Genomic DNA, 23,461 nt, shown 5'->3' with positions numbered 1-23,461 from the left:
ACCTGTCCAACGCCCATTTATTTGCTAATTCAATTTGGGCGAAAAGAAAAAGATGAGGTAAGTTATGAACCATGGCCAGCCTATTTGGAAGCATATTCCAATTCCGGCAAAGAGGCTTCATTTTCCCTTTTTAGCTTCCATCGTCTATGGCTCCACAACCATAATTCCGGGGCACTCATAATGGCCTGTTCCAATTGTTGGGTATATTTTTCCAATATCTCAAAATTGTCCCTTATTTGTGGGTGATCTTCAATGATCTTAAACTCCAATTCGTAATAACCTCTCCGCAATTTTTTGAAAAATGGAAATAAAACTACCTGATCGGTTTTCTTGGCTATCTTATCGGCACCTATAAAAAATGCTGTTTCCTGATTTAGAAAATTATACCAGTATTTGGAACTCTTTTTAGTTGGACTTTGATCGCCGATCATACAATTTAGGGTAAGTACTTTCCTTTGATGATTATCTATAATGGTCCTAAAACCCTTGTCCGATTCCACACAATTTACACCAAAACGTTCTCGCATATTTTTGAACAGCTCATCAAAATATCTGTTTTTAATAGGTTTATAAAATGTATTGGAACTATAGGGAAACATTAAAGGCAAAAAAACCAACCATTCCCAATTGCCTTGATGCCCTGTGTACATGAGAATACTTCGTTGGTCATTTACATACTCTTGGATCAACTCCGGATTCTTGATGAGCAAGCGTTTTTTTATTTCCTTCTCCCCTATCGTCAACCTTTTAAACGATTCCAAAACAATATCACAGAAATGCCTATAAAAATCCCTGGCAATCTGCCCTATTTCCTCTTCACTCTTGGAAGGAAATGAATTTCTAAGGTTATTGAAAACCAACTTTTTACGATATCCCACTACCCGGTATACCAAGAAATACATCATATCCGAGAGAACATAAAGTACCCCCATTGGTAATATGGAAACTGCATAGAAGGGCAGAAATTTAACTCTTGAAAGGTATTTCATCCTGTTCAGTCTTAAGTTCTTCCAAAAAAACAACAGCATTTAAAATGCTACAACAATCCAAATACTCTAAAATGCTCTAAAACTAAATTTTTGTCCTCCTACCGAAGCATCGGCCATTAGACCTGCTTTAGGTAAAACAAACACGGCAACACCATCCTTATATTTGGCGTTCAAGGCTATTCCAGACTTTAGCGCAACCGCCGACACCTCTGCTGCAAAGCTAAAATTGCCTTGTTTAAATTCGTTAAGCGCCTCAGCATCTTCAAAAAAAATGACCTCTATTATTGCCTGCCCACCTGCCTGCAACCCAATATTTAATTTTTTAAGTCCAGCTAGGCCAATAACATTTCCATCTTCATAAACGGCTCCATTTCCTGAAGCTCCGCCTACCACAAGTCCACCTTTGCCAACGTTTGGAAAAATTACATATCCAGCAGAATCATCAAATAAGCTTTGTAACCCGGAATGGGCCTTTAGCAAGGTCTTTTTTGCCTTGGCAGCATCGTTCAGAATTTTTTTATCCTTTCTTGTCTGTGATATTGCTACGGCCGTTGACATTACCGCCAACAAAATTATAGTAAATTTTAATTTTTTCATCGTATTTATGTTCTGCTCTATTTGTAGGTCAAAATTAGAAATACTTACTATGGACCCATTAATTTAAAATTGTAAGAATTTGTTAATACTTCTTTTACCCTATCTAAATTAATGATTTTTAGGCAATTGTACTTAATATCCAATTCCCAAAAAAAAACAAGGAGAGACAACATATTTATTTAGCGCAACAGTTGCAACGGCTTAAAATAGTGTTTCTACCCTTAAAATATATAAAGCTCTTAACACTGTGGTAAGCATAAAAATTTTGTAAATGGAACAACAAAAATGACCAAGGTCATTTAACTACCTTTTTCAATTTCCTAACTTTAAGGTTGCGGGTATAAAAGTTGCAACTACCGACCCTTTTTTATCCTTTATCCGCATATGGTATCTTCTAATAAGTCTATAATTATTGGATATACCGCACATAAAGAGTCATGTAGAATATATAAAACACAAAATTATGAGCGCTTCAATCAATAAAAAAAGTATGATGGAGTGGTTGGATCCAAGCGAAATGCACGAAGCCAGCCTAAAATGGATGTCCGAATTAAAATTCATAAGAGACGAACAGCTGTTCTTGAACGATTTGGTAAAATCCTTCACCTTGCAATTGACGGATTCCGCCGTGTTCAATGAAAGCAAGGAGATTATTGGGGCTATCGCAACCGCCGAAAAGGAAGTAATTGTACTTATGAAAAAAGTACAGGCCCATGAGAACCAATTGGAAATTATGCTGGATCATATAGATCAGTTGAAAATGGAAAAAACCTATACCGAGACCCATTGGGAGTTAAATTCAGAAATAGGAAAATATTCTGTTAACTACAGGGAACTTAAGTCGCGCCTTTTTAAACTGGTTTCAAAAATCATGAAAAAGGACAAAGGGAATAGGTTGCTTAACTAGAAATACTTGATGATTACCCTGTTAAGTTCACCATTTACCCCATGGTAAGGATATCCTATTACAGTGATCTAAGAAAGTAAAAGACCATTGTCCTTTTGAAAAAATAATCGTTCAGTACCTGTAAATTTTCAAAAATTGTGTTACCCCTAAAATTGGTAACATAACGTGAGTTCGACATAAAAATATTATCAATACATTGATTTAATGTAAGTTATAATAAATGCTACGGTCCCCTCGAGCGGAGTCGAGAGGTTATTTTACTGTAATGTATTTACAATGAGGTCTCGACTCCGCTCGACCGGACAGATGTCATATAAACAACTGATTTTAAATAAAATACATATCGAACTCACGTTAACATAATAAAGCCTCCTTTTGGCCATACGGTTTAGTTCAAAGCTTTTAAATTAACCAACCTCTTTCCCTAATTCCGTTAGTTTTAACAAAGTTTAGCAGTGTTTTGCAATTTATTTAAGAAGTTTTGGAGCAACCTTTGTATGTGTATAATATCTAAAGAAAAAAAACGTTTAACCGTGGTCTATTTTTTAGATACTCTGAAATAAATTAATAATATGGAAATAGTGACCCCAATTGTAAAGCTAATAGACAATAATCCATTTATCTCAATAGTTTTTTGTCTGCTTATAGCCTTAGCACTTATCACCTACAAAATCGTTAAAAAAAGAACCTATTAAATCTATTAATGGGGATGAAGGCCAATTGGCCCATCCCCTAATATTTCTAGTTACAAAAAACTAAAAAAAGCCTTCAGCTAAATATATTATTTCACATTTGTAGAGGCTTCTTGCAAGCAAGATTAGCAATAGGTAGTTTACAAAAAACGATCAAAGTAGCACCTATTTTCCAAACAGGGACTACATAAAATCACTTTTTACCTGTTCTCAGAAGGAGCCCCTTAAACCAATACTGCTTGGCCCCATTTGAAGGCTCCAGCTAATTTTGTTCTTAGAATCGATCCCTGGATATCTTTCCTTATTAAGATATTTGTCTATGGAATCGACCACCACAACGCTTACCGCCATACTCAGTGCCACATCGGTCAACCAATGTGCTCCACTCCAAAGTCTGGTTACCGGGGAAAGTAGACCCAAAGTATAAAACCCGCCTTTGGCCCAAGGGTTTTTAAACTGCTTGCCTATGGCATAAAAGGTGGTAAATGCCAATATGGTGTGACCCGAGGGAAAACTGTGATAGGCAGCCTCCTTACTAAAAGGTTCAAAACTTGCCTTACCTACATTGGCAATGGGCCTGGCTCTCCCCACCAAAGTTTTGCTAACGGTCTGTATCAATCCCACCGTAGTGGCCGATGAAATTAAGAGCACCCCTGTTTTTCTCCATTTTTCATTCTTAGTAAAAAGCCCTATTAAATACACCCCTCCGTTAATGGAGTAGTTGTAAAGCGGTTTTCCAAGATAATAGCCTGTTTCCTTAAGAACTCCCGGAACGTCTTCTTCCTGCCCCTGAAACCAGTCGGAACTTTCCTCGTCAAAAGTAAATAACGCAGCAGTTCCCAAGACTATGGCCCCTGCCGTTAGAAAATCTTTTTTCTCCCAATGAAACGGCCGAGAGTAGGCATACTTTAACCCACCAAAGGCGCTTGCCCCATCATAACCCAGCATTTCCCAAGTAGTGACCGTGTCCTTTACTTGGGATTGGGCGTCCATTTTATGAATAGATAAAAAAAGGACTAGACCAAATACAATTACTTTCATTTTCAATACCATTGGAAACTCCGTCTTAATTGTGGCCAAAATTAACCAATTATGGTTTTAGTTCTAAATTTTAACGTATACCATCAAAAAAAAGGCCATTGTTAGCTGTCACTGTCAATCATATAGGTCGAGGTAAGTATATTTACCCTGACAAACCGCAACATTCCCATTCGATCACTTCTCAAGACTATTAGGCTATAAATTAACACCTGTTCCCTGCAACGAATCGTCATGGTCCCAAGTAATCAACCAAGGATCCCGAGTTTGGATTTGAAAGGCCTTCATTTTTTTGATCATTTCATCCACTACTTCCTTATAATCCGGGTCATTGGCCAAGTTCAAGATTTCATCTGGATCTTTTTCCAAATCGAATAATTCAAATTCGGGGTGAAATAGGTAATCCTGCACCTTTCTTTTTCCATAAAACTCCTTTTGGTTTCTATGTACTTCCTGCCAGGTTGATGCCGCCCACAGGTCTGAAGCGAAGGGGTATTCCAAGCGCCATGCTATGTTTCTGATCAGCTTGTAATTCTTGTCGCGAACCACACGCATGGGGTAATACATAGTAATTTCATGAAAGGTATGGGAGGCATATATTTGATCCCATCCTTCGGGTTCCTTTACGTTCAAAACATCTTTGAAAGAACGCCCATGAAACGAATTTTCCTTTATTTCCACTTTCGCCATGTCCAAAATGGTCGGCGTTAGGTCTACCCATGAAATCATAGCATCGGATGTAGTGTTCTTCAATTTTGAAAAGGGATCTTTTATGATACATGGCAATTTCATGCCCGGTTCATAAAGGGTGGTCTTTGCTCCCGGAAAAGCCATTCCATTGTCCGATATATAAATAACAATTGTGTTGTCTGCCTTGCCCGACTCCTTGAGCATCTGCATCAACCTACCAAAACCTTGATCTATCCTGGAAACACTTTGATAGTATTGCGCAATTTCTTCCCTGCTTTCCTTGGTATCCGGTAAAAAATCGGGTACAATAACCTCTTCGGGATCGTAGGTTATAGTTTCTACTCCGGCATATCCATCCACCTTATTTCCGAAACTATTTGGGGCATCCCACTGCCCTGGGTTGGTCGAAGCTGCGCGATGGGGATCATCTGTACAGAAATAAAGAAAAAATGGCTTTTCCGAAGCCAATACATCTTTACATTCTTCTGCCATTTCCACAGTGTTTCTTGGGTTGGCCTTTAACTCCTCCTGAAAATGGTACACCGATTCGGGAGCTACGTGGTACTTGCCTATTCTTGCTGTGGCATATCCTTCTTTCTCCAGCAATACAGGTAATGATTTTACTTTGTCATAGGTGCTAAAATGATGATAATCATGCACATGCCCATAAGACCCAGTGGCGTGGCCGAACAGTCCGGTAAGAATTACCGACCTGCTGGCGGCACAACTGGCAGTGGTACAATAGGCATTGTTGAAACGCACCCCTTCGGTAGCCAATTGATCTAGGTGAGGGGTTTTAATTACATTATTCCCATAAGAACCCAAAGCATCCGTTCCATGGTCATCGGCAACAAAAAGAATAATATTTGGTCTAGTTATTAAGGTCTGTGTTGTTACCATTGCCTCTTTATTGTCCGCGCAGGAACTGAACAACATCACAATAATGGACATACTAATGGCTAGTCTAGGTTTCATTGGATATATTTAGTTGTTAAAATTCATTTTGTATTATACTACAACTTGGAAAATCATTCAACTTGAACCTATACCCCTGCATAAATCTTAATATAGGCCAATTTAATTTTGTATTATTCCTACTATTGTCTGGATTCAACGGAATACCCTTGCCGTTGGTACCTTTCCAAAACACCCTGCATACCCTTAATAATTTCGGGATATTTATCATAGAGGTTATTTTTCTGTTCGGCATCAATTTCCATATCGAATAGTAATCCAGCCGATTCAAAATCCGTGTAACCTCTAAGCTCCTTAAAACTTTCGGGCATTTTGGAATGTTCTCCAGAAGGACCGTTTATATATAGCCATTTACCCTGACGCAAGGCCCAGATTTTCTCGTAGGTATTATGTACCGTGGCCTCTCGCAAGGGGGAACTATAGGCCTTGCCTTTTAAAAGCGGGGTTAAATTATAACTATCGGGTGCCGCATTTGTGGGTAAGCCTGTATTGGTAATGGATGCCAATGTTGCCATGATATCTACCTGGGATATTACTTCCTTGGAAACTGTCCCAGGCTTAATGTGATTTGGCCATTTTACAATAAAGGGAACATGGTGACCGCCCTCCCAGACATCCCGTTTTAGTCCCCTAAATTCGCCCATACTAAAATGATCATATTTTTGGGCCCTTTCAAAGGCATACTTTTCCGGTCCGTTATCGGCACTAAAAATAACTATGGTATTCTCTTCCAATCCTTTTTCTTTTAATGCCTTGAGAACTTGACCCGCTACCCAGTCCGTTTGATAAACAAAATCTCCATAGGGTCCCGCCGAAGACTTCCCTTTAAATTCATCGTTTGGAATTATAGGGGCATGTGGAGAAGGAAGGGCGAAATACAAAAAGAAAGGCTTATTACTATCCTGTTTTCCTATCCATTCCACTGTTTTTTTGGTAAGCGTTGGCAAAACCTCATAAGGGTTCCAACCTTCCACCTTGGGCCCAGGTCTAAATTCCCATTCCCCTTCCTCGATATCGAAGCCCACATTATGAACATCCATAACACTTTCCGGCAACCGTACAAATCGGTCATTTTCCATCCAGGCATAGGGAGGGAAATTAATGGTCCCATCACCAAAATAATAATCAAATCCCCTATCCAACGGTCCACCAGTTATAGGTCCACTCCAGTCTATATCCTCCGGTTGATAAAATTTCCGTATCCCTCCCCATTGCGCTACCTCCCCAGAGGGTTCATTTTTAAAATTCCAATTCCATCCCAAATGCCATTTACCAATACAAGCGGTTTGATATCCGTTGTATTTAAGCACTTGGGGCAGGGTAACATCACTTTCATTAAAAAAAGGTTCCCCAAAAGACCCTACAATACCGAATTGCCTCCTCCAATGATAGGTGCCCGTAAGAAGGGCATATCTACTGGGGGAACAAATCCCGGAAGAGCTGTGGGCATCAGTAAAACGCATACCTTCAGAAGCCAATTGGTCCAAATTTGGAGTGGGTATCTTGGAATGGGGGTTTTGGACATGAAGGTCCCCATATCCCATGTCATCTGCATAAATAATTACAATATTGGGTCTGTCGTTTTCTGCTTTTTGCCCAAATGAGTAAAAGCCCAACAACAAAAACATACTTAGCTTTATATTCAAATATTTCATTTTGTAAGTGTTTATAAAACTCCTGTATTTAATAGGTTACCACTAGTGATAAAGATATCGTAAAGTATTAAAAATGGTTTATTTCATACTATTTACTAGTCGGTTCCCTGCTTTGTATATTTAATTGCGTTTATGCGCTGGCCCGTACTATAATCCAATCTCTTTCCGTAATAGATATAATTGTCAAAAACATCCCCATTGCCCAAGGTGCGGGGATCGCCCTGCGCTCTAAGCTCTGATTCCATTTGAAAACGGAGTTCTTTAATTTGAACAGCATACTCTGGAAGATTAGCCAAGTTTGTTATGCAATGTGGGTCCTTTTGAATGTTGTACAGCTCATGTTCCGGTCTTTTATCAAAATTCATTTCAAAAAAGAAATATTCCCTATCTCCCTGTTTTAAGTTGGTAAGATAACTTTTTGTTGGGGAATCGTCCGTGTTTAAAAACCCGTACTCAGGATTGCCAACCGGCCATCTTTCCGGTTTTATATTGTGGACATAAAGCATGGAATCATTGCGAATGGCACGGACAGGATATGCCAAATCGGTCCCATCCTCATTGGCTCTGCCAACATCATGACGTTCCTTCCCCAACAGAACATGGTCTCGGGTCGGGTCTATTTGTCCCGATTTTGTGGAAAGCAATTGTTTCACAAGACTTCCTCCGGTCATTTGAGGATGTGGTTCAGCCCCAACTACCTCCATAAAAGTAGGTGCCAAATCTGAAAAACTTACAAAATCGTTCACCCTACGCCCAGGAAGTATTTTACCCTTCCAATAAACAATCAAGGGAATATGAAAACCCTCTTCATAAATTTGACCTTTTACCCTAGGGAAAGGCATCCCGTGATCTGAAGTTACCACTACCAAGGTATTCTCCAACAAACCTTTATCATTCAATATTTTAATTGCCCGGCCCACTTGGGTATCGTACCATTCCACCTCATTGGCATAATCCAATAAGTCTCCACGAACAATGTCGTTGTCCGGATAAAAGGGAGGCACAGAAGCTTCCTTCAATTGTCGCCCTGCTTTTTTCCATGAATCCAGTTCATATGCCCTATGGGGTTCCTTGGTCCCCAACCAGAAGCAGAATGGGGTATTTGGGTCCTTTTTATTCAAAAAATATTCAAAATTTGCAGCATAGTCTACATCACTGATAGCCTTATAAGGAGGTATTAGTTTTAAACTGCTGTATTCCGGACCAGCGGGATTGTCTGCAGTATCGTACACCCCTGGCCCCCATCCCTTGCCAGTAAAACCAACATCGTACCCCACCTCTTCCAGTAATTGGGGATACGTCCTAAACTCGGAAGGAAAACGACCATTGTGGTCGGCTGCTTCCTTGAGCTGCCAGCTATATTTCCCCGTAAGGATACATGCCCTGGCCGGTGAACATTTTGGATTGCCGTTATAGGCATTGTTAAACACAACTCCGTCCCTAGCAATGCTATCGATTGATGGTGTATTGACAAAGGTATCGCCATATGCCCCAAAACTCTTCATGGAGGCATCATCTGCAATGCAAAAAAGTATATTGGGTCTTTCACCTGTTGCTTGGGCATTGATTAAGAGGGCAAAGAACAAGGTTCCAATTAACAATGGGTAAAAGCTTGGTGATTTCATGATTTGGTTTTTTATCTTAACATGATGGGTTGGAAACATTAGACGGTTTACTTCAACTCCAATTCTTGGACACCCTCATTCCCGTTACCTCTAATTTTTTCAAAATCGGCAACCAATTCCTGAAGTTTTTCCGGATTGGACTTCGCCAAATTCTCCTTTTGACTAGGATCTTTCTCCAAATCATAAAGTTGATATTCCTCAGCATTGCCCAACTCAATATTTACCTGTTTGTTTATCGCCGCTCCCTTGTAAGGTGGAATCATAGCCCAATTGCCCTTCCTAAAGGCTGTTCTAGAAGTTGCTTCCAAAACCAACTCTTCCCTTCCTTCTGTAGACTTGCCTAGAAAAGCATCCAAAAGATTCTCACTGTCCTCCCCAGTTTTATCGCTTCCGACCAAGGCCGCCATGGAGGTGAGCAGGTCTAGTTGACATACCAAGGCATCCGACTTGCCTGGGGCTATAGTACCCTTCCAATAGGTGATAAAAGGAACCCTTGTACCAGCATCGAACAAACTATATTTACCTCCCCTTAAAATTCCTGCAGGGGTATGATTGCCCAGTTTTTCCTCAGAGTCGTCATAGTAGCCATCATTCACAACAGGACCGTTATCACTGGAAAAGACGATCAAGGTATTCTCAAGGATTCCTTCGTCTTCCAAAGTCTTCATAAACTCCCCTATCATCCAATCGGCTTCCAAAATAACGTCCCCTCTTGGGCCCATACCGGATTTTCCGACAAAACGTGGATGCGGAGTACGTGGTACATGTGGCTGTTGTAGTGCGTAATAAAGAAAAAATGGTTCGTTTTTATGTTCTTTTACATACTCTTGGGCCTTGGCCAAAAAATGGTCGGCCATATCCACATCGCTCCATTTGGCAACCTCCCCGCCTTTCATAAAGCCTATTCGCGGCACTCCGTTCACTATACTGTTATTGTGGCCATGATGCCATTTCATGGTAGTTAGTTCAGGATTGTCCAATCCCGTAGGTTCACCTTCAAAATTTTTATCGTAGCTAACTTCTATTGGGTCCTTAGGATCCAACCCATCTACGTACCCATCGGCAATATACACTGTTGGCACCCTATCCTGGGTTGCAGCCAATATATAGGAATAATCAAAACCTACTTCATTGGGACCAGGGGATACCCTTTCATTCCAATTAACCATGCCATTACCTAGACCCAAGTGCCATTTCCCCACTATACCTGTGGCATATCCTTCTCCCTGCAACATTTTGGGCACAGTCATTTGTGCCGTGTCTATTATCAAAGGAGCTGTTCCCGGCAATATTTTAGCATCCTTGTTACGCCAAGGATACCTACCCGTTAGTATGGCATACCTACTGGGGGTACAGGTGGCAGAGGAGGCATAACCGTTGGTAAACTGCACTCCGCCCATTGCCAGGGCATCCATATTTGGCGTACTGATCTCGGTTGCGCCATAGGCACTCATATCCCCATAACCCAGATCATCCATATAAATAAATACAATGTTCGGTTTTTTTGAATCCTCTACAACGGCGACCTCTTTTTCTGCCTTGGATTTGCATCCTACCATAAGCAAAACAACCAAAGCGGTTTGAAACAAATTCTTTCTAATAATTTTCATATTCTAATAGTATATTAACTGATTTTGGTTTTAGCAGCTCGTAAGGTACAACCCTTCTATTTTTTGGGTCGCATCTTACTACATATTTTTTATTTGGTCTAAACCTCCATAACTTGTTTAGGGTCCGTACTTATTTCAACCGATTTAATAACTTTTTCATTTTTCCCTTCCCCTATAACCAAGGTGTGCTTGGCCAAAGAGTAAACAGGAGGAATATATTCATTGCCCTTTACTCTTAAGGATTTCACCATTTCGTTGGTCTCTTCATTAATGATCTTAACAACCTGGTCGGATTCCTTAAAATGTAATCTGGGAAGGTAGCCGAATGCCCTTCTGCCATCGTTATCATCTTGGCCAATGGTCAATGGCCAACCTGGGTAAGTGTTTTCATCCGATTCCACATCAAGGTCCGCCAAAAACCGAATCGCTTCCATTTTTATTGTCCTAGCTCCGGTATCAAAAGTAACTATCCCAAAACCGGATGCCTTTTTCTGAGCCCTTAAGTATCTATTTTTCTCTAGGTCAAAATCATCGGTCGGATTCCCAACGGCATAGATATAATTAATATTTCCAAAACCATCACGATAACAACCCGTATTGGGCAAACCATGTGCCGGTCTATCCGTGAAAGGTACGTTGACCGAATCTGGCTGTCCCCATCTTGGATAGCCCGTTGAAATAGCCGGGGTACAGAAGGTCCAGCCCCCATCCCGCACTTCATCCACACTATATTGCACCATAAAAGGCAGATGTTGATCTCCGTTGATATGAAAGGCACTGGCCTTCCTAATTGTCCGTATTACCTCATCCCTTTTGGATTTAGGCCAACCTCCCGAGTCCAAATCGCCGAATAAAAATTGCTTTTTAGGGCCATGATGGGTACCTACGTTGGAAAATAAAGTCTGACTTAACAGTACCTTCATATGGGTTCCCTTCCAATCTTGGATCCAGCCATCCAAAAACTCCATTTGTCGATTTCCAAAAAAGGTCAGGTCATTGGAATCAAGTTCCTCTGGTTTTGCCGGTGCAGTAAGATGATCTATCCTACCTTCTCCACTCCTAAGCATCTCCGGACCAGATTTAAAAAGCCGGTCACTTACAATAGCGAAACTGACCTTTCCATAAACCATTTGGGTATACCAATTGGTAATTCCGGATGGCAGGGGCAATGGATCATAGGCATCAGGGAGATGACCACATTGGGTGCGGTAAACCACATTTACCATTTTCGGGGTCTGCACAAGTCCCCCATGGGCGTCCCTTACTTTTTCCCATTCTTCAAAAGAAATACCTTCGCCTCCTTCTCCCCATAAATTGCCTTGGTAAACATCGTGATCATCAGGGGTACAAATGGTTGGTCTGTCCCGCATAATATTGCCAAAAGCCCAACCAAACATATACCACTTACCAAAATAGTTCAATATAGCGCTATCCTCTGGTTGTCTTTTAATGGGATATCCACCATTGCCCTCGTACAACTGATCTCCGGAAAAATACAGCATATCAGGGTTGGATTTTTCCAGGTTTTCCACCAAAGGCCGATAAGGATATCCTGCCCATTCCTGACAGGTAAGCCCCCCAAATCGCAGCGGTCTGTCGTCCGGCTCTTCCCTGATTACCCCATCGTAGTATTGCTTTTCCTTATCCACGGAATACGCCAGGCGATATTTAATATCCTGATCCGAATTCCATTCGCTGACAGTGAAAATGGTGGTAAATGATATGGTATCAATTTCCATTTTACCTTCCTTCACCCATTTGCCATTCTTAAAAAATTGCAGTTCCACATGCTTGGAATCCTTATCCCCCATTGGAGGTAATTGGGCAGATAATTTTAAAGTCCCATGAGAAAGGGTATACATTGCCCAAAGGATGGGCCCAAAACTGTTGTCGGCAACATGTTTTACTTTACTACCTTCCAAGCTTAATGATCGGGACCAAAATGTACTCCCAACCTTTTCTTGGATGTTTTGCTCCAAGGCTACCAAACCTTCCATTTCTCCGGAGTGATTATAAGTCAATTCCCCTTTTAGACCGTTGTTGTCCACCACCGTCAAGGTGCACTCATAACCCCCATTTTTTGGTGAGGCCTCCAACTCCATGTCAAATTTGTTATAATCAAAATTTTCGGGAAGCAGAGTTTCATTGTCGGCCATAAATATTTTGCCGTTCAAAGAAATACCTGCTGATACACCTTCCCCAAAATAACAGGCCGCTTTTACACTTTTGGGATCCGTAGTATCCTTTATGCCCACGGTAAATCCGACGGAACCTTTATCTGCATTGTTTTTCAGGAGACCTAGACTGCTTTTGATCCGAAAATCTACCTGGTCCTTTTTAAGCACATAGGTCAGTAGATGTAAACGGGCGTTTTGCATAGCCCCTTTAAACTCCAGTCGTTTGTTTTTAATTTCCCAGTCTTCCATGGGAACACTCCAGAAATCTTTTCCGATCCAGATCCTATCGTTTAGTTTATCAAACCCAAATTGAACGGAAGGTGCAACGGAAACCTCTGCTGCTATAAATTCTTTTCCACCTTGTGCAAATATATTTGAGAAAGGGTTGGCAATTATTGGAATTGCCAACCCTACTTTTTGTATAAATTTTCTTCTTTTTAATACCATTTTTTGAAAATGATTAATTTCCCAATTTAGGATTTACGTTGACTTCCGATTCTGGAATTGGCCATACGTCATCCACACCTTCCCTGAAATTCTTTGTGGTTACATACCATCGTGATTGCGGATCCAGTTTTTTCGATGTAGTTGGGTACAAGGTTGAATTTGGGAATGGGGCCCCCCAAAAATCTCCTACCAATACCTCATCACCAATTCCCCATCTAAAGATATCCCATAAACGCTGTCCTTCCAAGGCCAACTCAATTCTTCTTTCATTTCTTAAAATAGGTCTTAGGGCTGCTGCATTGGTTTCGGTTATAGGAGGCAATCCTACGGATGCCCTTCCCCTAACGGCGTTTATTGTTTCATCTAACAATTGTTGGGTAATGGCATTGCCAGCTTCGAGCTCGGCCTCCAAATAACTCAACAATACTTCCGCATATCTGATGATCGGAATATTTCCGCCATAATCCGTCCTTAAGTTACCACTAAAGGATTCATCAAAAAACTTACGCAGGCCATAACCTGTTCTAGTAGCCTGTTTGGAATACGTTAATTGATCTACAGATCCGGAAGAGTCTGGATGACAATCATAGATCCTTCCGGCAAATGTGGCACCATCCCAAATAAAGTTATATCTAAATCTTGGATCCCTGTTGGCTCCCATATCCTCATAGTCAAATCTTGGGTCGTCATAAGACAAAGGCGTACCATCATCAAAACCATAGGCATCCGCTAGGCTTCCCAAGGGGTTTACAATATGCCACCCCGAGGCAACCGCCGGATAGGCGTGCTGGGGTAGCGCATTTCCTGCCTGACCCCCAAAATACTGCGAACTAAATATATTTTCACTACTACCCTCATTGACGGGAGTAAAAAGCGATTTGTAATCTGGATCAATAATATTGTCTCCCATATCTATGATCTGCTTGTATACCGCGGAAGCCTCCGGAAATTTCTTCTCCCCTAAATACAACCTCCCCAGAAAAGCTAGGGCCGCCTGTTTATTGGCCCTACCGGCTTCCCCAGCTTTTAATTCCCCAAAAGTGGGAAGGGCAGCGGTAGCAGCCTTAAGCTCGTTCTCAACAAAAGTCACTAGTTCCGTTTTAGAGGCCTTATCCACATTATTGGCCTCATCCGGTGTTAAAGTAGTCGTAACCAAAGGAGCACTGCCCCAAAACTGTGAGAGGTAAAAATACTGTGTTGCTCTAAGAAACTGTACCTCGGCCTTCATTCTATCTATTTTGGCCTGTTCCATATCCACCTTGTCAATATTTTCCAAGAAATCGTTGCATATGGCGATCCTCTTGTAGGAGCCCTGCCAATATCCATTTACAACATTGTTATTGGGCAGTAATGTCCCATTGGTAAGTCGATTTTGGGTGGAATTGTCACCTCTACGATCATAGGCATTGTCCGTGGCAAATTCCATAAATACGATGCCACAGTAGGTCCACCAGTCGGAGGGAACCACCTGTGTGCTATATTCCACTGCCCCTCTATATGCCCCTGTAAGGGCTATATTGGCATTGGATTCTGAAGTCCAAAAGTTATCCGCCGCAAAAGCGTTGCTCGGAAATTGTTCCAGTTCCTTATCACAGGAAACAATTGTTCCCAAAGAAACGATGCCTAGAAAAAGCAACTTCAGGAACCTAGAATTATATGAATCTTTATTATATATTTTAATCATGATCTTAGAATTTTAGATTTAAACCAAAAGTGTATGTGGTTAATATGGGGTAATATGCACCACCCCCAATTATTTCAGGATCCCAACCCTTTCTATAGGAATTAAAAGAATTTAAATTCTCTGCCCCTAAATAGAATCTTAGACTATCTACCCCAATGACATCGGTCAATGCATTTGGGAAATTATATCCAAGTTGTATATTCTTTACACGTAAATACCCTGAGTCTATTACCCAAAAATCTGATGTCTCCGTATTGGCCGACCCACTGTTGGTCAGCACTTCCAGCCTAGGATAGTCAGGGTAACGCACAGGATTGTTGGGGTCGAACCTACCGTCCATTTGCCAACGCTGAATATTCCCTAAATTAAAGAAAGCATTCCCTGCATAACCGGTCAATTGGCCTTTTACCTCCGCAGTACCCTGAAGTAAAACCGACAGGTCGAAATTTTTATAATTAAAACCAAGATTGGCACCAAAGGTATATTTAGGGATACGACTTCCCAGATAGGTGCGGTCATATGTTGGATCTACCTTACCATCAGGTACCCCATCCGGCCCACTAATATCCTTGTATCTAAAATCGCCGGCCTGGGCCGTAGGATTCACCGCCGACATATCTGGCCAGCTATCTACCTCCCCGTCATTTAAGAACACTCCATCAGCTTTATAGCCGTAATACATTTGCATGGGGTAGCCTATAAACAAGTCCGAACCATTACCTACAAAGCCATTGGGCTGTTCCACATTACCTAGACCCAAGGTTATAACCTCGTTGTTAATGATAGAAAAATTGGCGTTGATAGAATATCCAAAATCTCCTGCATTGCCACGATGTCCTAGATCAAATTCCCATCCGGTATTTTTTACCTCTCCGGTATTGGTTTCGCTAATACCAACTCCCAGTACCGAGGATACACTTGCAGATGGTTTAAAAAGGACATCTGTGGTATTCCTATTGAAATAAGTGGCATTAAAGGTCAACTTTCCATCAAAAAGACCTGTTTCCAAGCCTATATCCGTGGTTTCCGTGGATTCCCATTTAATATTGGCATCCTTATAATTCGCATATGCGGCACCTGTGGCGAGTCCACCCCCTAAGGAGTAATCCCTTCCCGAGGCCAAAACCGTTTGATAGGGATAATTCCCTATGTTTTGGTTCCCCAATATACCCCAAGAAGCCTTTAATTTTAAATTGGAGATCCAAGACACCTCTTGCATAAAAGATTCTTGGGAAACACGCCATCCCACAGCAGCAGATGGAAAAAACGCATATTTGTTATTTTCTGGAAAGCGCGATGAACCATCATAACGCATAGTGGCCTCAAATAGATACCTTTGGTTAATACTGTATTTTAAACGCGAAAAGAATGATTGTAAAGCCCATTCCGCATCATAACCCCCGGATTGCTGATTCTCCGCGCTACCAAGATCCATAACCGTATAATCATTGCTCGCAAAATCCTGACGATATCCGTTAAACAGGGAGAGCTCTTCATTTTCAAAGGAATATCCTGCCAACAAGCTAAAATCGTGGGACCCAAACTCTTTGGAATACTCCCCGGTAAACTGCATGGTCTTAAAAATAGTTTTGTTGCTCTGTTGATTTAGATATGACTGCCCTAAAAATACATCTTCGTTAAGTCTTTGGGAGGCCAGGTATGAACGCTCCTCATATAGTGTAAAATTATATCCTCCTATCGCGGAAAAAACTAGGTCATCATTAGGCTTCCAATCCAATTTTACATTTACACCGGCCTTGGTTGTGGGGTTGTTTAAATAAGACTGGGAATCTAACCAAGCCACTGGTGTTCCTCCACTTTCAGGTCCTATACCGTAATTCCCCTCGGAATCAACCCCTAAAAAAGTTGCTGGGTAGCGCACCGCGTTCTGAACCAGTTGATCTAGGAAACCACCGCCCTTATTGGCAGTAGCCTGAGGTTCTTTTCGCTCCTCCAAGGAACCAAAAAACCTGGAATTCAATTCAAACTTGTCCCCCAACTTATTTTGAAGGTTCATCCTGAAGTTATAGCGGTTAAAACTATTTTTTGGTACAATACCCTGCTGGTCCAAAATACCGGCAGATACATAGTATTTATTATTTTCATCCCCACCATTTACGGTAAGGGTATGAGAAGTCTGTATACCATTTTTTGAAAACAAATCCTCTAAAAACCTAGTATTTGGATAATTGTCAGGATCGTTTTGAGCTCTGTATTTTTCAATGTCCTCGGCACTAAAACTATTGCTTCCCGAAGCAATATTGTACATTTCAGCATACTCCCAAGAATCGACAAAATCAGGAAGCTCCGTGGCTTCATTAAAACCTACATAACTGTTATAGCTAACGGAAAACTTTTTATTACTGCCACTTTTTGTGGTAATCAATATTACCCCGTTGGCAGATCTGGCTCCATAAATGGCTGCTGAGGAAGCGTCCTTAAGTACGGAAATAGACGCTATATCATCTGGATTGATATCATTTAAAGTACCTGCTATACCATCTATCAACACAAGGGCATTTGGTGTGGCACCGAAGGAACCTACCCCCCTTACACTAATATCTCCGCCACTCTGGCCTGGCCTTCCCGATCTTTGTATTACCGTAACCCCTGGCATCTGTCCAGTTATAGCTTGGGATGCCTGCGTTACGGGCCTATTCTCTATATCCTCTGAAGAGACCTGCGAAATAGAACCGATTACGTTTATCTTCTTTTGGACACCATAACCAACAACAACCACCTCGTCCAAGCCGGCTGCACTTTCCTCTAAGGTAATGTTAAGACTGGTCTGACCATCTATGGGAACTTCAATTGTTGAAAAACCAATATAGGAAACTACCAGAGTGGCATTGGCATCTTCCACCTCAATGGAAAAATTACCGTCAAAATCTGCCGTTACCCCATTTGTAGTTCCTTTTTCCACAATATTGGCCCCGGGTAGCGGGGTACCAGTATTGTCCAAAACTGTCCCTGTTATCGTAGACTGCTGCAATCCTATTTCCGGGCTGCCTTTTAGGTCTACCTTATCTTCTTTTGGGCCAGGTTTTAAGGCAATTTGTTTGTCCAAAACCTTGAAAACAATATCGGTTCCTTGAAATATCTTCTCCAATATCTTCGAAACAGTTTCCCTTTTTACTTTAATGGAAACCATCCTTTGCAGATCCACCTCTTTGGTGTCCATAAAGAATTTAAATTCCGTTAAGGATTCAATTTCGTTGAGCACATCGTTTACCTTAACATTGTTAAGATTCAGGTCTATTTTTGTGTTTTGTGAGTAAGTACTTGCATTTACCTGAAAAAGAGCAACTAATAATAAAAGTGTTGTTAATTTCATTTTTAAGTCGAATCGCCATGGAGAACCATTGCCATACCGCGGTTTGTTAAATTTTTTCATAATTTAGTAATACGTTTGGTGGTTAATAAAAATTTTTAATCACTTTAATCTGCCAGAAAATGTCGCAAGCATTTTCTGGTTTTTTTATAAAGTAGATTTAGTCTAGCCTCTTTGATGTCATTTCATATTTGATTGTTTTAGAATTAATTGATTACTATTTCGTCTTGGTCTATTGTGTATTCAATAGAATATATTTCGTTTAAAGTCCGCAATACCTGCTCAATACTTTCTATATCGAAAACTGCATTATAGGTCCTCTCTTCCAGTATTTTATTATTATTTTTAATAGAGATGTTATAGTGCCTTTCCAGTTTTTTTCTAATGATTTTAAAAGGGGTGTTTCTAAAGATCATCCTTCCTTCTACCCAGCCGGTATACTCATTTGTATCTACTTTTGCCACGCTTGTTTCTTTTGAATCGGGGTTCCATTCCCCTTTATAGCCCGGTTCCAATAAAACTGCGGTTGAAGTATTGTATGCATCATCCTTATCGTGCAGGGCAACAGACCCTTCTACGAGAACAGTGTTGATATTCTTATCTTCAGGATAGGAAGAAACATTGAATTTGGTTCCCAAAACCCTGACGTTCAACTCATTTACATTTACTACGAAAGGTTGATTTGAATTTTTGACAACATCAAAAAATGCTTCCCCTTTTAAGAATACTTCCCTTTGGGCCCCTTCAATAAATTTTACCGGATATTTAATGGAGCTGCCTGCGTTAAGGTGAATGGTTGTACCATCGGACAAAACCAACTTAAAGGTTTTTCCATAAGGTATGCTCAATTCGTTATATATAGGTTTTGAAGTATCTAGATCATTTGCAACACTCTTATAATTTAGGACATTTCCTTTCTGTGTGCCAATCAGCTTTCCTTTTTTGTCAACAAAGGTTTGTTCCCCATCCTCGGTTATAACCTGAATATTTCCATTGCCCAATTGCAAGGTAATGGCGTTTTCATCGATGATCGGTAGATCGGAATTTGATTTTTGTTGTGTAAAGAAATACCCTAAGCCCACAAGAAGTAGGAAGATAGCAGCATACATTATGAGTCCGGAAAACCCAGGTTTCGACTTGTTGTTGTCCAGTTTGGATTCCAATGCCTTCCAGGCCAGCTGGCTATCTTCATCGCTTTTGGCGCCCAAGGCCCAGGCCTTTTTAAATTGAATAAAGACTCTTTTGTTCTCCGGGGAATCATCTATCCATTGGAAGATTCGTTCCACTTCCTCCTCTGTGGCATTTCCTAAAAGATATTTTGAAATTAGATGGTGATCCATTAACTGGAGTTTAGCGTTCCAATTAAGTACACCTTAGAAGTCCTTTACCCTACATTGAATTATGATTTTTTTTGCTAAAACTGCAAAAAACAATAAATAATTATAAGTAATACGTAGTGGGAGAGTCTTAATTTAAGGAATTTGGTTGCTCGTGTAATATTGGCCTCCACTGCCTTGAGTGTGATACCGAGCTCGTCCGCAATCTCTTTGTTCTTCTTATTTTCGAAACGCTTTTTTACAAATACCAGCTTACATTTGTCCGGCAATTCCTCTATAGACTTTTCAATAAGGCTTTCCAATTCCGAAAAGGTGACGGAATCAAAATTCAAGGAGTTCAAAATTTCTGTGTGCAAGCTGCTCTCCCTTGCTTGCAATTGTTTGGATTCATACTTTCGAACAACCTTGTTATGCCTTATTAGGTTTAAACAATCGGTTTTTACCGAGGTATATAGAAAGGACCGAATTCCATTAATTTTTTGGACCTTTTCCCTATTCTCCCATAGTTTTATAAATGCATCCTGGGCAATACTTCCTGCTTTGTCCTTGTCCCCTATAAACTGAATAGCGAACCCAACAATACTATTGTAATATTCTTTAAAATAATACTCGAAAGCACGCCGATCACCTTCCCTAAATTGAAGGAACCGAAAATCCGCCAAACTTAACTGCCCTTTCTCCATTATGCATTAAGAATTACATAAAATTGAATGTGTTTAACTACCAATAAAGCAGCTAAATATACAAAAATTTATTAAATGTAAAATTTACGCGTAAAAATTATTTATTCAACAACGCTTGTGCTGAGAAAATTTTGACGAATTCAATTGATCATACAAGAATAGATTTATCACCTTTAATTGGCCCGAGTGGTATTTTGAATAATTTTTTCCATTTCCTTTTTAGAGGGTCGCGGACGTTTCCTAAATGAATTTGCTTTACCGGTTTCCCTATCAAATTCATCCGGAGTCCTTAAAGAAGGCACACTATCCTTGGTAATCCTTCGTATCTTTTTCATTTCTTCCCGCAAAGTCCCCAAACTTTCCTGATAATCCAGGTTGCCTACTAAATTGGTAAGTTCATAAGGATCATTCTCCATATCATAAAGCTCTTCGTTGGGTCTCGGAGTAAGGAAGCATGCCAACTGGGCCTGGGTAAGTTCTCCGGCTTCCTTCAGTCTGCGCATTTCGGCAAATGTACCGCTGACAAAGGCGTCCGCCGAAGGGGTATTGGGAAGATCGGCATAAAAATTACGTATATATTTAAACTTCTTGGTCCTTATAGCACGGGTATAATCCTCATAATCGTGCCAATGATCTTCGGCATATACCATCTCCCTAATATTAATTTCAGGACTAGTCAACATCTTTGAAAAATCCTTTCCTTCAAAAGCAGGTAGGGGATCAAGACCTGCCAATTTTAAAAAGGTGGGTGCAATATCCACGGCACTGACCAGATTGCTACAAATAGAATTAGGCTTTACACTTTTAGGCCATTTTACGATCCATGGAGTCTTTATACCTCCATCATAAAGGGTTGTCTTATCTCTTGGGAATGGTCTTCCATTATCGCTAATAAAGAGAATCAATGTATTCTCCGATATTCCCTGCCTATCCAATTCGGCCACTACTTGGCCCACATAATCATCCAACCTTAAAATTTCGTTATAGTAAAAGACAAAGTCCTCCCGAACCTTTTCAGTATCCGGCATATATGGAGGTACAATTACATCTTCATTTTTGTGGGGATAGGCTACAACATCATCGGTATAAGGACGATGGGGATCAACTGCAGCCAACCATAGGAAAAAAGGCTGATCCTGTGGCCGTTCCTGAATTAAGGGAACCCAATTTTCACAACCACTACCATCTCCTTTTTGTTTGGCTTTGGAACCATCCGGTGCCAACTGAAACCCAGAGGTACCTATATCATACACCACATCGAAGCGGCCCTTAATAGCATCTCCCATATGCCATTTTCCGGCCTGGGCAGTCCAATAACCAGAGCTTTTCAACTTTTCCACAAAGGTCACTTTGTCCGGGGTAAGAGGCCAGTGTAGTTGCTCGGCATTGGTATTGTGCGGGTATAGCCCAGTAATAATACTTGTTCTACTTGGACTGCAGGAACTGGCGGTAAGAAATGCCTGGTCAAATCGCATCCCATCTTTGGCAAGCTTATCTATATTTGGAGTCCTAATGTTTGGATGTCCATATGCACCGCTATCGTCCCAAGCCATATCGTCTGCTATTATAAGAACAATATTGGGCCGCTTATCATCAATTTGCTTGGACTCCTTTTTAGGGGAGCAGGAAATGTTCCAAAGTGCAAAAGTCAAAATAAATAGCTTAATGGCATTTAGGTCATGGTTGGTCATTGGGACTAAATTGTTTTAAAACTTTAAACAAACTGGTTGCGGAAGGCTTATTTGGTTTCCAGTATACTTTAGTAGTCCGGTTTGCCTATCTACTTCAAAAACAGTGATATTATCAGATTTCTGGTTGGCTACCAAAAGAAAATTTCCATCTGGTGATAACGCAAAATTCCTCGGCCAATCTCCCTGAACAGGTTCTATGTTAAGCAATTTTAAATCTCCGCTTTCAGATACCGAATAAACAGCTATGCTATTATGGCCCCTGTTGGAAGCATATAGGAACCGGCCATCATTACTAATATGAATATCGGCACAGGCATTCGGTTCCTGGTAATCATCCGGGAGGGTACTCTTTTTATCGATTTTTGTAAAAACTCCGGTCTCTTCATCCAAGGTGGCCGATACAACGGTACTGGACAGTTCATTTATAATAAAAACCATGTTCTGAGTGGGATGGAAGACGAGATGTCTTGGACCGTCGCCGGGATCCAATTGTAGACCCACCTCGGCTTTGCCCAATTTATTTTCAGAATTAATTGGATACGTCAAAATCTGATCTATACCCAAATCTACAGCATATAAAAATTTTCCGTTTTGGGAAAATTGTACACAATGTGCATGGGCCGATTTTTGGTTGGGATGCGGACCACTTCCCGTATGTTGTATCCCTTGTGGTTCCTCTAGTATAACCCCCTTGTCATCAAGCGGATATAAAACGATATTTCCCGAACTATAATTTGCCGCTGCAACAAGGTGTTCCTCGGGACTTGCCCCAACATAACAGGCTCCATCCCCTATACTGGGTAGATTGGCCACTCTCTCCAAAGCCGTTTTTTCTTCGTTCCATTGGAATGCCGATACACTACCCGGTTTGGTTCCATTGGAGGAATAGACCATGTCACCATTCTTTGAAAGGTAAAGATAACCTGGCTTGCTTTCTATTGCCACACGATGGCTATTGGAAAGCAGCCCGGTTTCAGTATTGAAGTCGAGCTGGTAAATACCCTGGTCATCCCCTTCGGCAAAACTTCCTACCAAGAGTTTTTGAATTTTTCCTTCGGAATTCTCTATTTTTTCAAAATCCGTCTCGGATATTTCCGCCTTTTTGGAGTTCGATTTACATCCGATTAAAATAGACATCCCCAATAATAGGGCTATGAATCCAGAATTCTGTTGCAATGGAAGTCTTAACATATCATTTTATTATTAATATTGAATTTTAAATATAATGATACCTGCTCTCTAAAAAAAGGAGTTTAAACATTTTCATTTACAAGCCTTCATTATTCAAATAAAAACTGCCATAGTACCTTAAAAACAAGGCATTTGTAGTATC

At 40.7% G+C, this 23,461-nt stretch carries 15 protein-coding genes; 1 reads left to right on the top strand and 14 read right to left on the bottom strand.

Features of this window, described 5'->3' with window-relative positions; translation table 11 throughout:
* Nucleotides 1–80: 80 nt before the first annotated feature.
* Together U735_RS0101745 and U735_RS0101740 are read right to left on the bottom strand one after the other, a co-directional pair.
* Entirely contained in the window at nt 81–989 is a 909-nt protein-coding gene (locus tag U735_RS0101745; protein WP_051891827.1) for a lysophospholipid acyltransferase family protein, read from the bottom strand.
* Nucleotides 990–1,055: 66 nt separating this feature from the next.
* Nucleotides 1,056–1,586: a lipid-binding SYLF domain-containing protein gene (locus U735_RS0101740; protein WP_031442177.1), complete on the bottom strand. Its 531-nt coding sequence runs from the start codon at nt 1,584–1,586 to the stop codon at nt 1,056–1,058.
* Between the two features lie 463 nt (nt 1,587–2,049).
* Here U735_RS0101740 and U735_RS0101730 point away from each other — a divergent pair, with 463 nt between their 5' ends.
* Nucleotides 2,050–2,493, top strand: coding sequence for a hypothetical protein (locus U735_RS0101730; protein ID WP_031442176.1), 444 nt, complete (start codon nt 2,050–2,052; stop codon nt 2,491–2,493).
* Nucleotides 2,494–3,395: 902 nt separating this feature from the next.
* Here U735_RS0101730 and U735_RS0101725 read toward each other — a convergent pair.
* The 12 genes from U735_RS0101725 to U735_RS0101670 form a co-directional block, all read right to left on the bottom strand.
* Nucleotides 3,396–4,226, bottom strand: a complete 831-nt coding sequence (locus U735_RS0101725; protein ID WP_031442175.1) for a phosphatase PAP2 family protein — start codon at nt 4,224–4,226, stop codon at nt 3,396–3,398.
* Between the two features lie 195 nt (nt 4,227–4,421).
* Nucleotides 4,422–5,888: a sulfatase family protein gene (locus tag U735_RS0101720; RefSeq protein WP_031442174.1), complete on the bottom strand. Its 1,467-nt coding sequence runs from the start codon at nt 5,886–5,888 to the stop codon at nt 4,422–4,424.
* A gap of 122 nt (nt 5,889–6,010) precedes the next feature.
* The gene (locus U735_RS0101715; RefSeq protein WP_031442173.1) at nt 6,011–7,543 is read right to left on the bottom strand and encodes a sulfatase family protein; all 1,533 of its coding nucleotides are present in this window, start codon (nt 7,541–7,543) and stop codon (nt 6,011–6,013) included.
* A 95-nt stretch (nt 7,544–7,638) separates the two neighbouring features.
* Entirely contained in the window at nt 7,639–9,168 is a 1,530-nt protein-coding gene (locus U735_RS0101710) for a sulfatase family protein (RefSeq protein WP_034248202.1), read from the bottom strand.
* A gap of 47 nt (nt 9,169–9,215) precedes the next feature.
* On the bottom strand, nt 9,216–10,778 hold the full coding sequence (locus U735_RS0101705) for a sulfatase family protein (RefSeq protein ID WP_031442171.1): 1,563 nt from the start codon (nt 10,776–10,778) through the stop codon (nt 9,216–9,218).
* A 98-nt stretch (nt 10,779–10,876) separates the two neighbouring features.
* A complete protein-coding gene (locus tag U735_RS0101700) occupies nt 10,877–13,402 on the bottom strand; it encodes an alkaline phosphatase D family protein (RefSeq protein WP_051891825.1) in 2,526 nt (841 codons plus the stop codon).
* Between the two features lie 13 nt (nt 13,403–13,415).
* On the bottom strand, nt 13,416–15,086 hold the full coding sequence (locus U735_RS0101695) for a RagB/SusD family nutrient uptake outer membrane protein (protein ID WP_083260532.1): 1,671 nt from the start codon (nt 15,084–15,086) through the stop codon (nt 13,416–13,418).
* A gap of 4 nt (nt 15,087–15,090) precedes the next feature.
* A complete protein-coding gene (locus U735_RS0101690; protein WP_083260531.1) occupies nt 15,091–18,480 on the bottom strand; it encodes a TonB-dependent receptor in 3,390 nt (1,129 codons plus the stop codon).
* 143 nt (nt 18,481–18,623) lie between these two features.
* A complete protein-coding gene (locus tag U735_RS0101685) occupies nt 18,624–19,757 on the bottom strand; it encodes a FecR family protein (protein WP_031442167.1) in 1,134 nt (377 codons plus the stop codon).
* A 74-nt stretch (nt 19,758–19,831) separates the two neighbouring features.
* Complete coding sequence (locus U735_RS0101680) at nt 19,832–20,437, bottom strand: RNA polymerase sigma-70 factor (protein ID WP_051891824.1); 606 nt, start codon at nt 20,435–20,437, stop codon at nt 19,832–19,834.
* 173 nt (nt 20,438–20,610) lie between these two features.
* Complete coding sequence (locus U735_RS0101675) at nt 20,611–22,128, bottom strand: sulfatase family protein (protein WP_034247956.1); 1,518 nt, start codon at nt 22,126–22,128, stop codon at nt 20,611–20,613.
* Nucleotides 22,129–22,143: 15 nt separating this feature from the next.
* On the bottom strand, nt 22,144–23,319 hold the full coding sequence (locus U735_RS0101670) for a lactonase family protein (protein ID WP_051891823.1): 1,176 nt from the start codon (nt 23,317–23,319) through the stop codon (nt 22,144–22,146).
* Nucleotides 23,320–23,461: the final 142 nt, after the last annotated feature.

Origin of the sequence: Arenibacter algicola (genome assembly GCF_000733925.1) — a bacterium.
Classification (GTDB): domain Bacteria; phylum Bacteroidota; class Bacteroidia; order Flavobacteriales; family Flavobacteriaceae; genus Arenibacter; species Arenibacter algicola.
This window is presented reverse-complemented; position numbering and strand designations above follow the sequence as displayed.

Excerpts from the sequence above, each read along its gene's own strand:
- U735_RS0101705 (WP_031442171.1), bottom strand. The coding sequence starts at position 10,778 with ATGAAAATTATTAGAAAGAATTTGTTTCAAACCGCTTTGGTTGTTTTG.
- U735_RS0101680 (WP_051891824.1), bottom strand. The coding sequence starts at position 20,437 with ATGGAGAAAGGGCAGTTAAGTTTGGCGGATTTTCGGTTCCTTCAATTT.
- U735_RS0101725 (WP_031442175.1), bottom strand. The coding sequence starts at position 4,226 with ATGAAAGTAATTGTATTTGGTCTAGTCCTTTTTTTATCTATTCATAAA.
- U735_RS0101740 (WP_031442177.1), bottom strand. The coding sequence starts at position 1,586 with ATGAAAAAATTAAAATTTACTATAATTTTGTTGGCGGTAATGTCAACG.
- U735_RS0101730 (WP_031442176.1), top strand. The coding sequence starts at position 2,050 with ATGAGCGCTTCAATCAATAAAAAAAGTATGATGGAGTGGTTGGATCCA.
- U735_RS0101720 (WP_031442174.1), bottom strand. The coding sequence starts at position 5,888 with ATGAAACCTAGACTAGCCATTAGTATGTCCATTATTGTGATGTTGTTC.
- U735_RS0101700 (WP_051891825.1), bottom strand. The coding sequence starts at position 13,402 with ATGGTATTAAAAAGAAGAAAATTTATACAAAAAGTAGGGTTGGCAATT.
- U735_RS0101695 (WP_083260532.1), bottom strand. The coding sequence starts at position 15,086 with ATGATTAAAATATATAATAAAGATTCATATAATTCTAGGTTCCTGAAG.
- U735_RS0101710 (WP_034248202.1), bottom strand. The coding sequence starts at position 9,168 with ATGAAATCACCAAGCTTTTACCCATTGTTAATTGGAACCTTGTTCTTT.
- U735_RS0101745 (WP_051891827.1), bottom strand. The coding sequence starts at position 989 with ATGAAATACCTTTCAAGAGTTAAATTTCTGCCCTTCTATGCAGTTTCC.
- U735_RS0101670 (WP_051891823.1), bottom strand. The coding sequence starts at position 23,319 with ATGTTAAGACTTCCATTGCAACAGAATTCTGGATTCATAGCCCTATTA.
- U735_RS0101685 (WP_031442167.1), bottom strand. The coding sequence starts at position 19,757 with ATGGATCACCATCTAATTTCAAAATATCTTTTAGGAAATGCCACAGAG.
- U735_RS0101690 (WP_083260531.1), bottom strand. The coding sequence starts at position 18,480 with ATGAAAAAATTTAACAAACCGCGGTATGGCAATGGTTCTCCATGGCGA.
- U735_RS0101715 (WP_031442173.1), bottom strand. The coding sequence starts at position 7,543 with ATGAAATATTTGAATATAAAGCTAAGTATGTTTTTGTTGTTGGGCTTT.
- U735_RS0101675 (WP_034247956.1), bottom strand. The coding sequence starts at position 22,128 with ATGACCAACCATGACCTAAATGCCATTAAGCTATTTATTTTGACTTTT.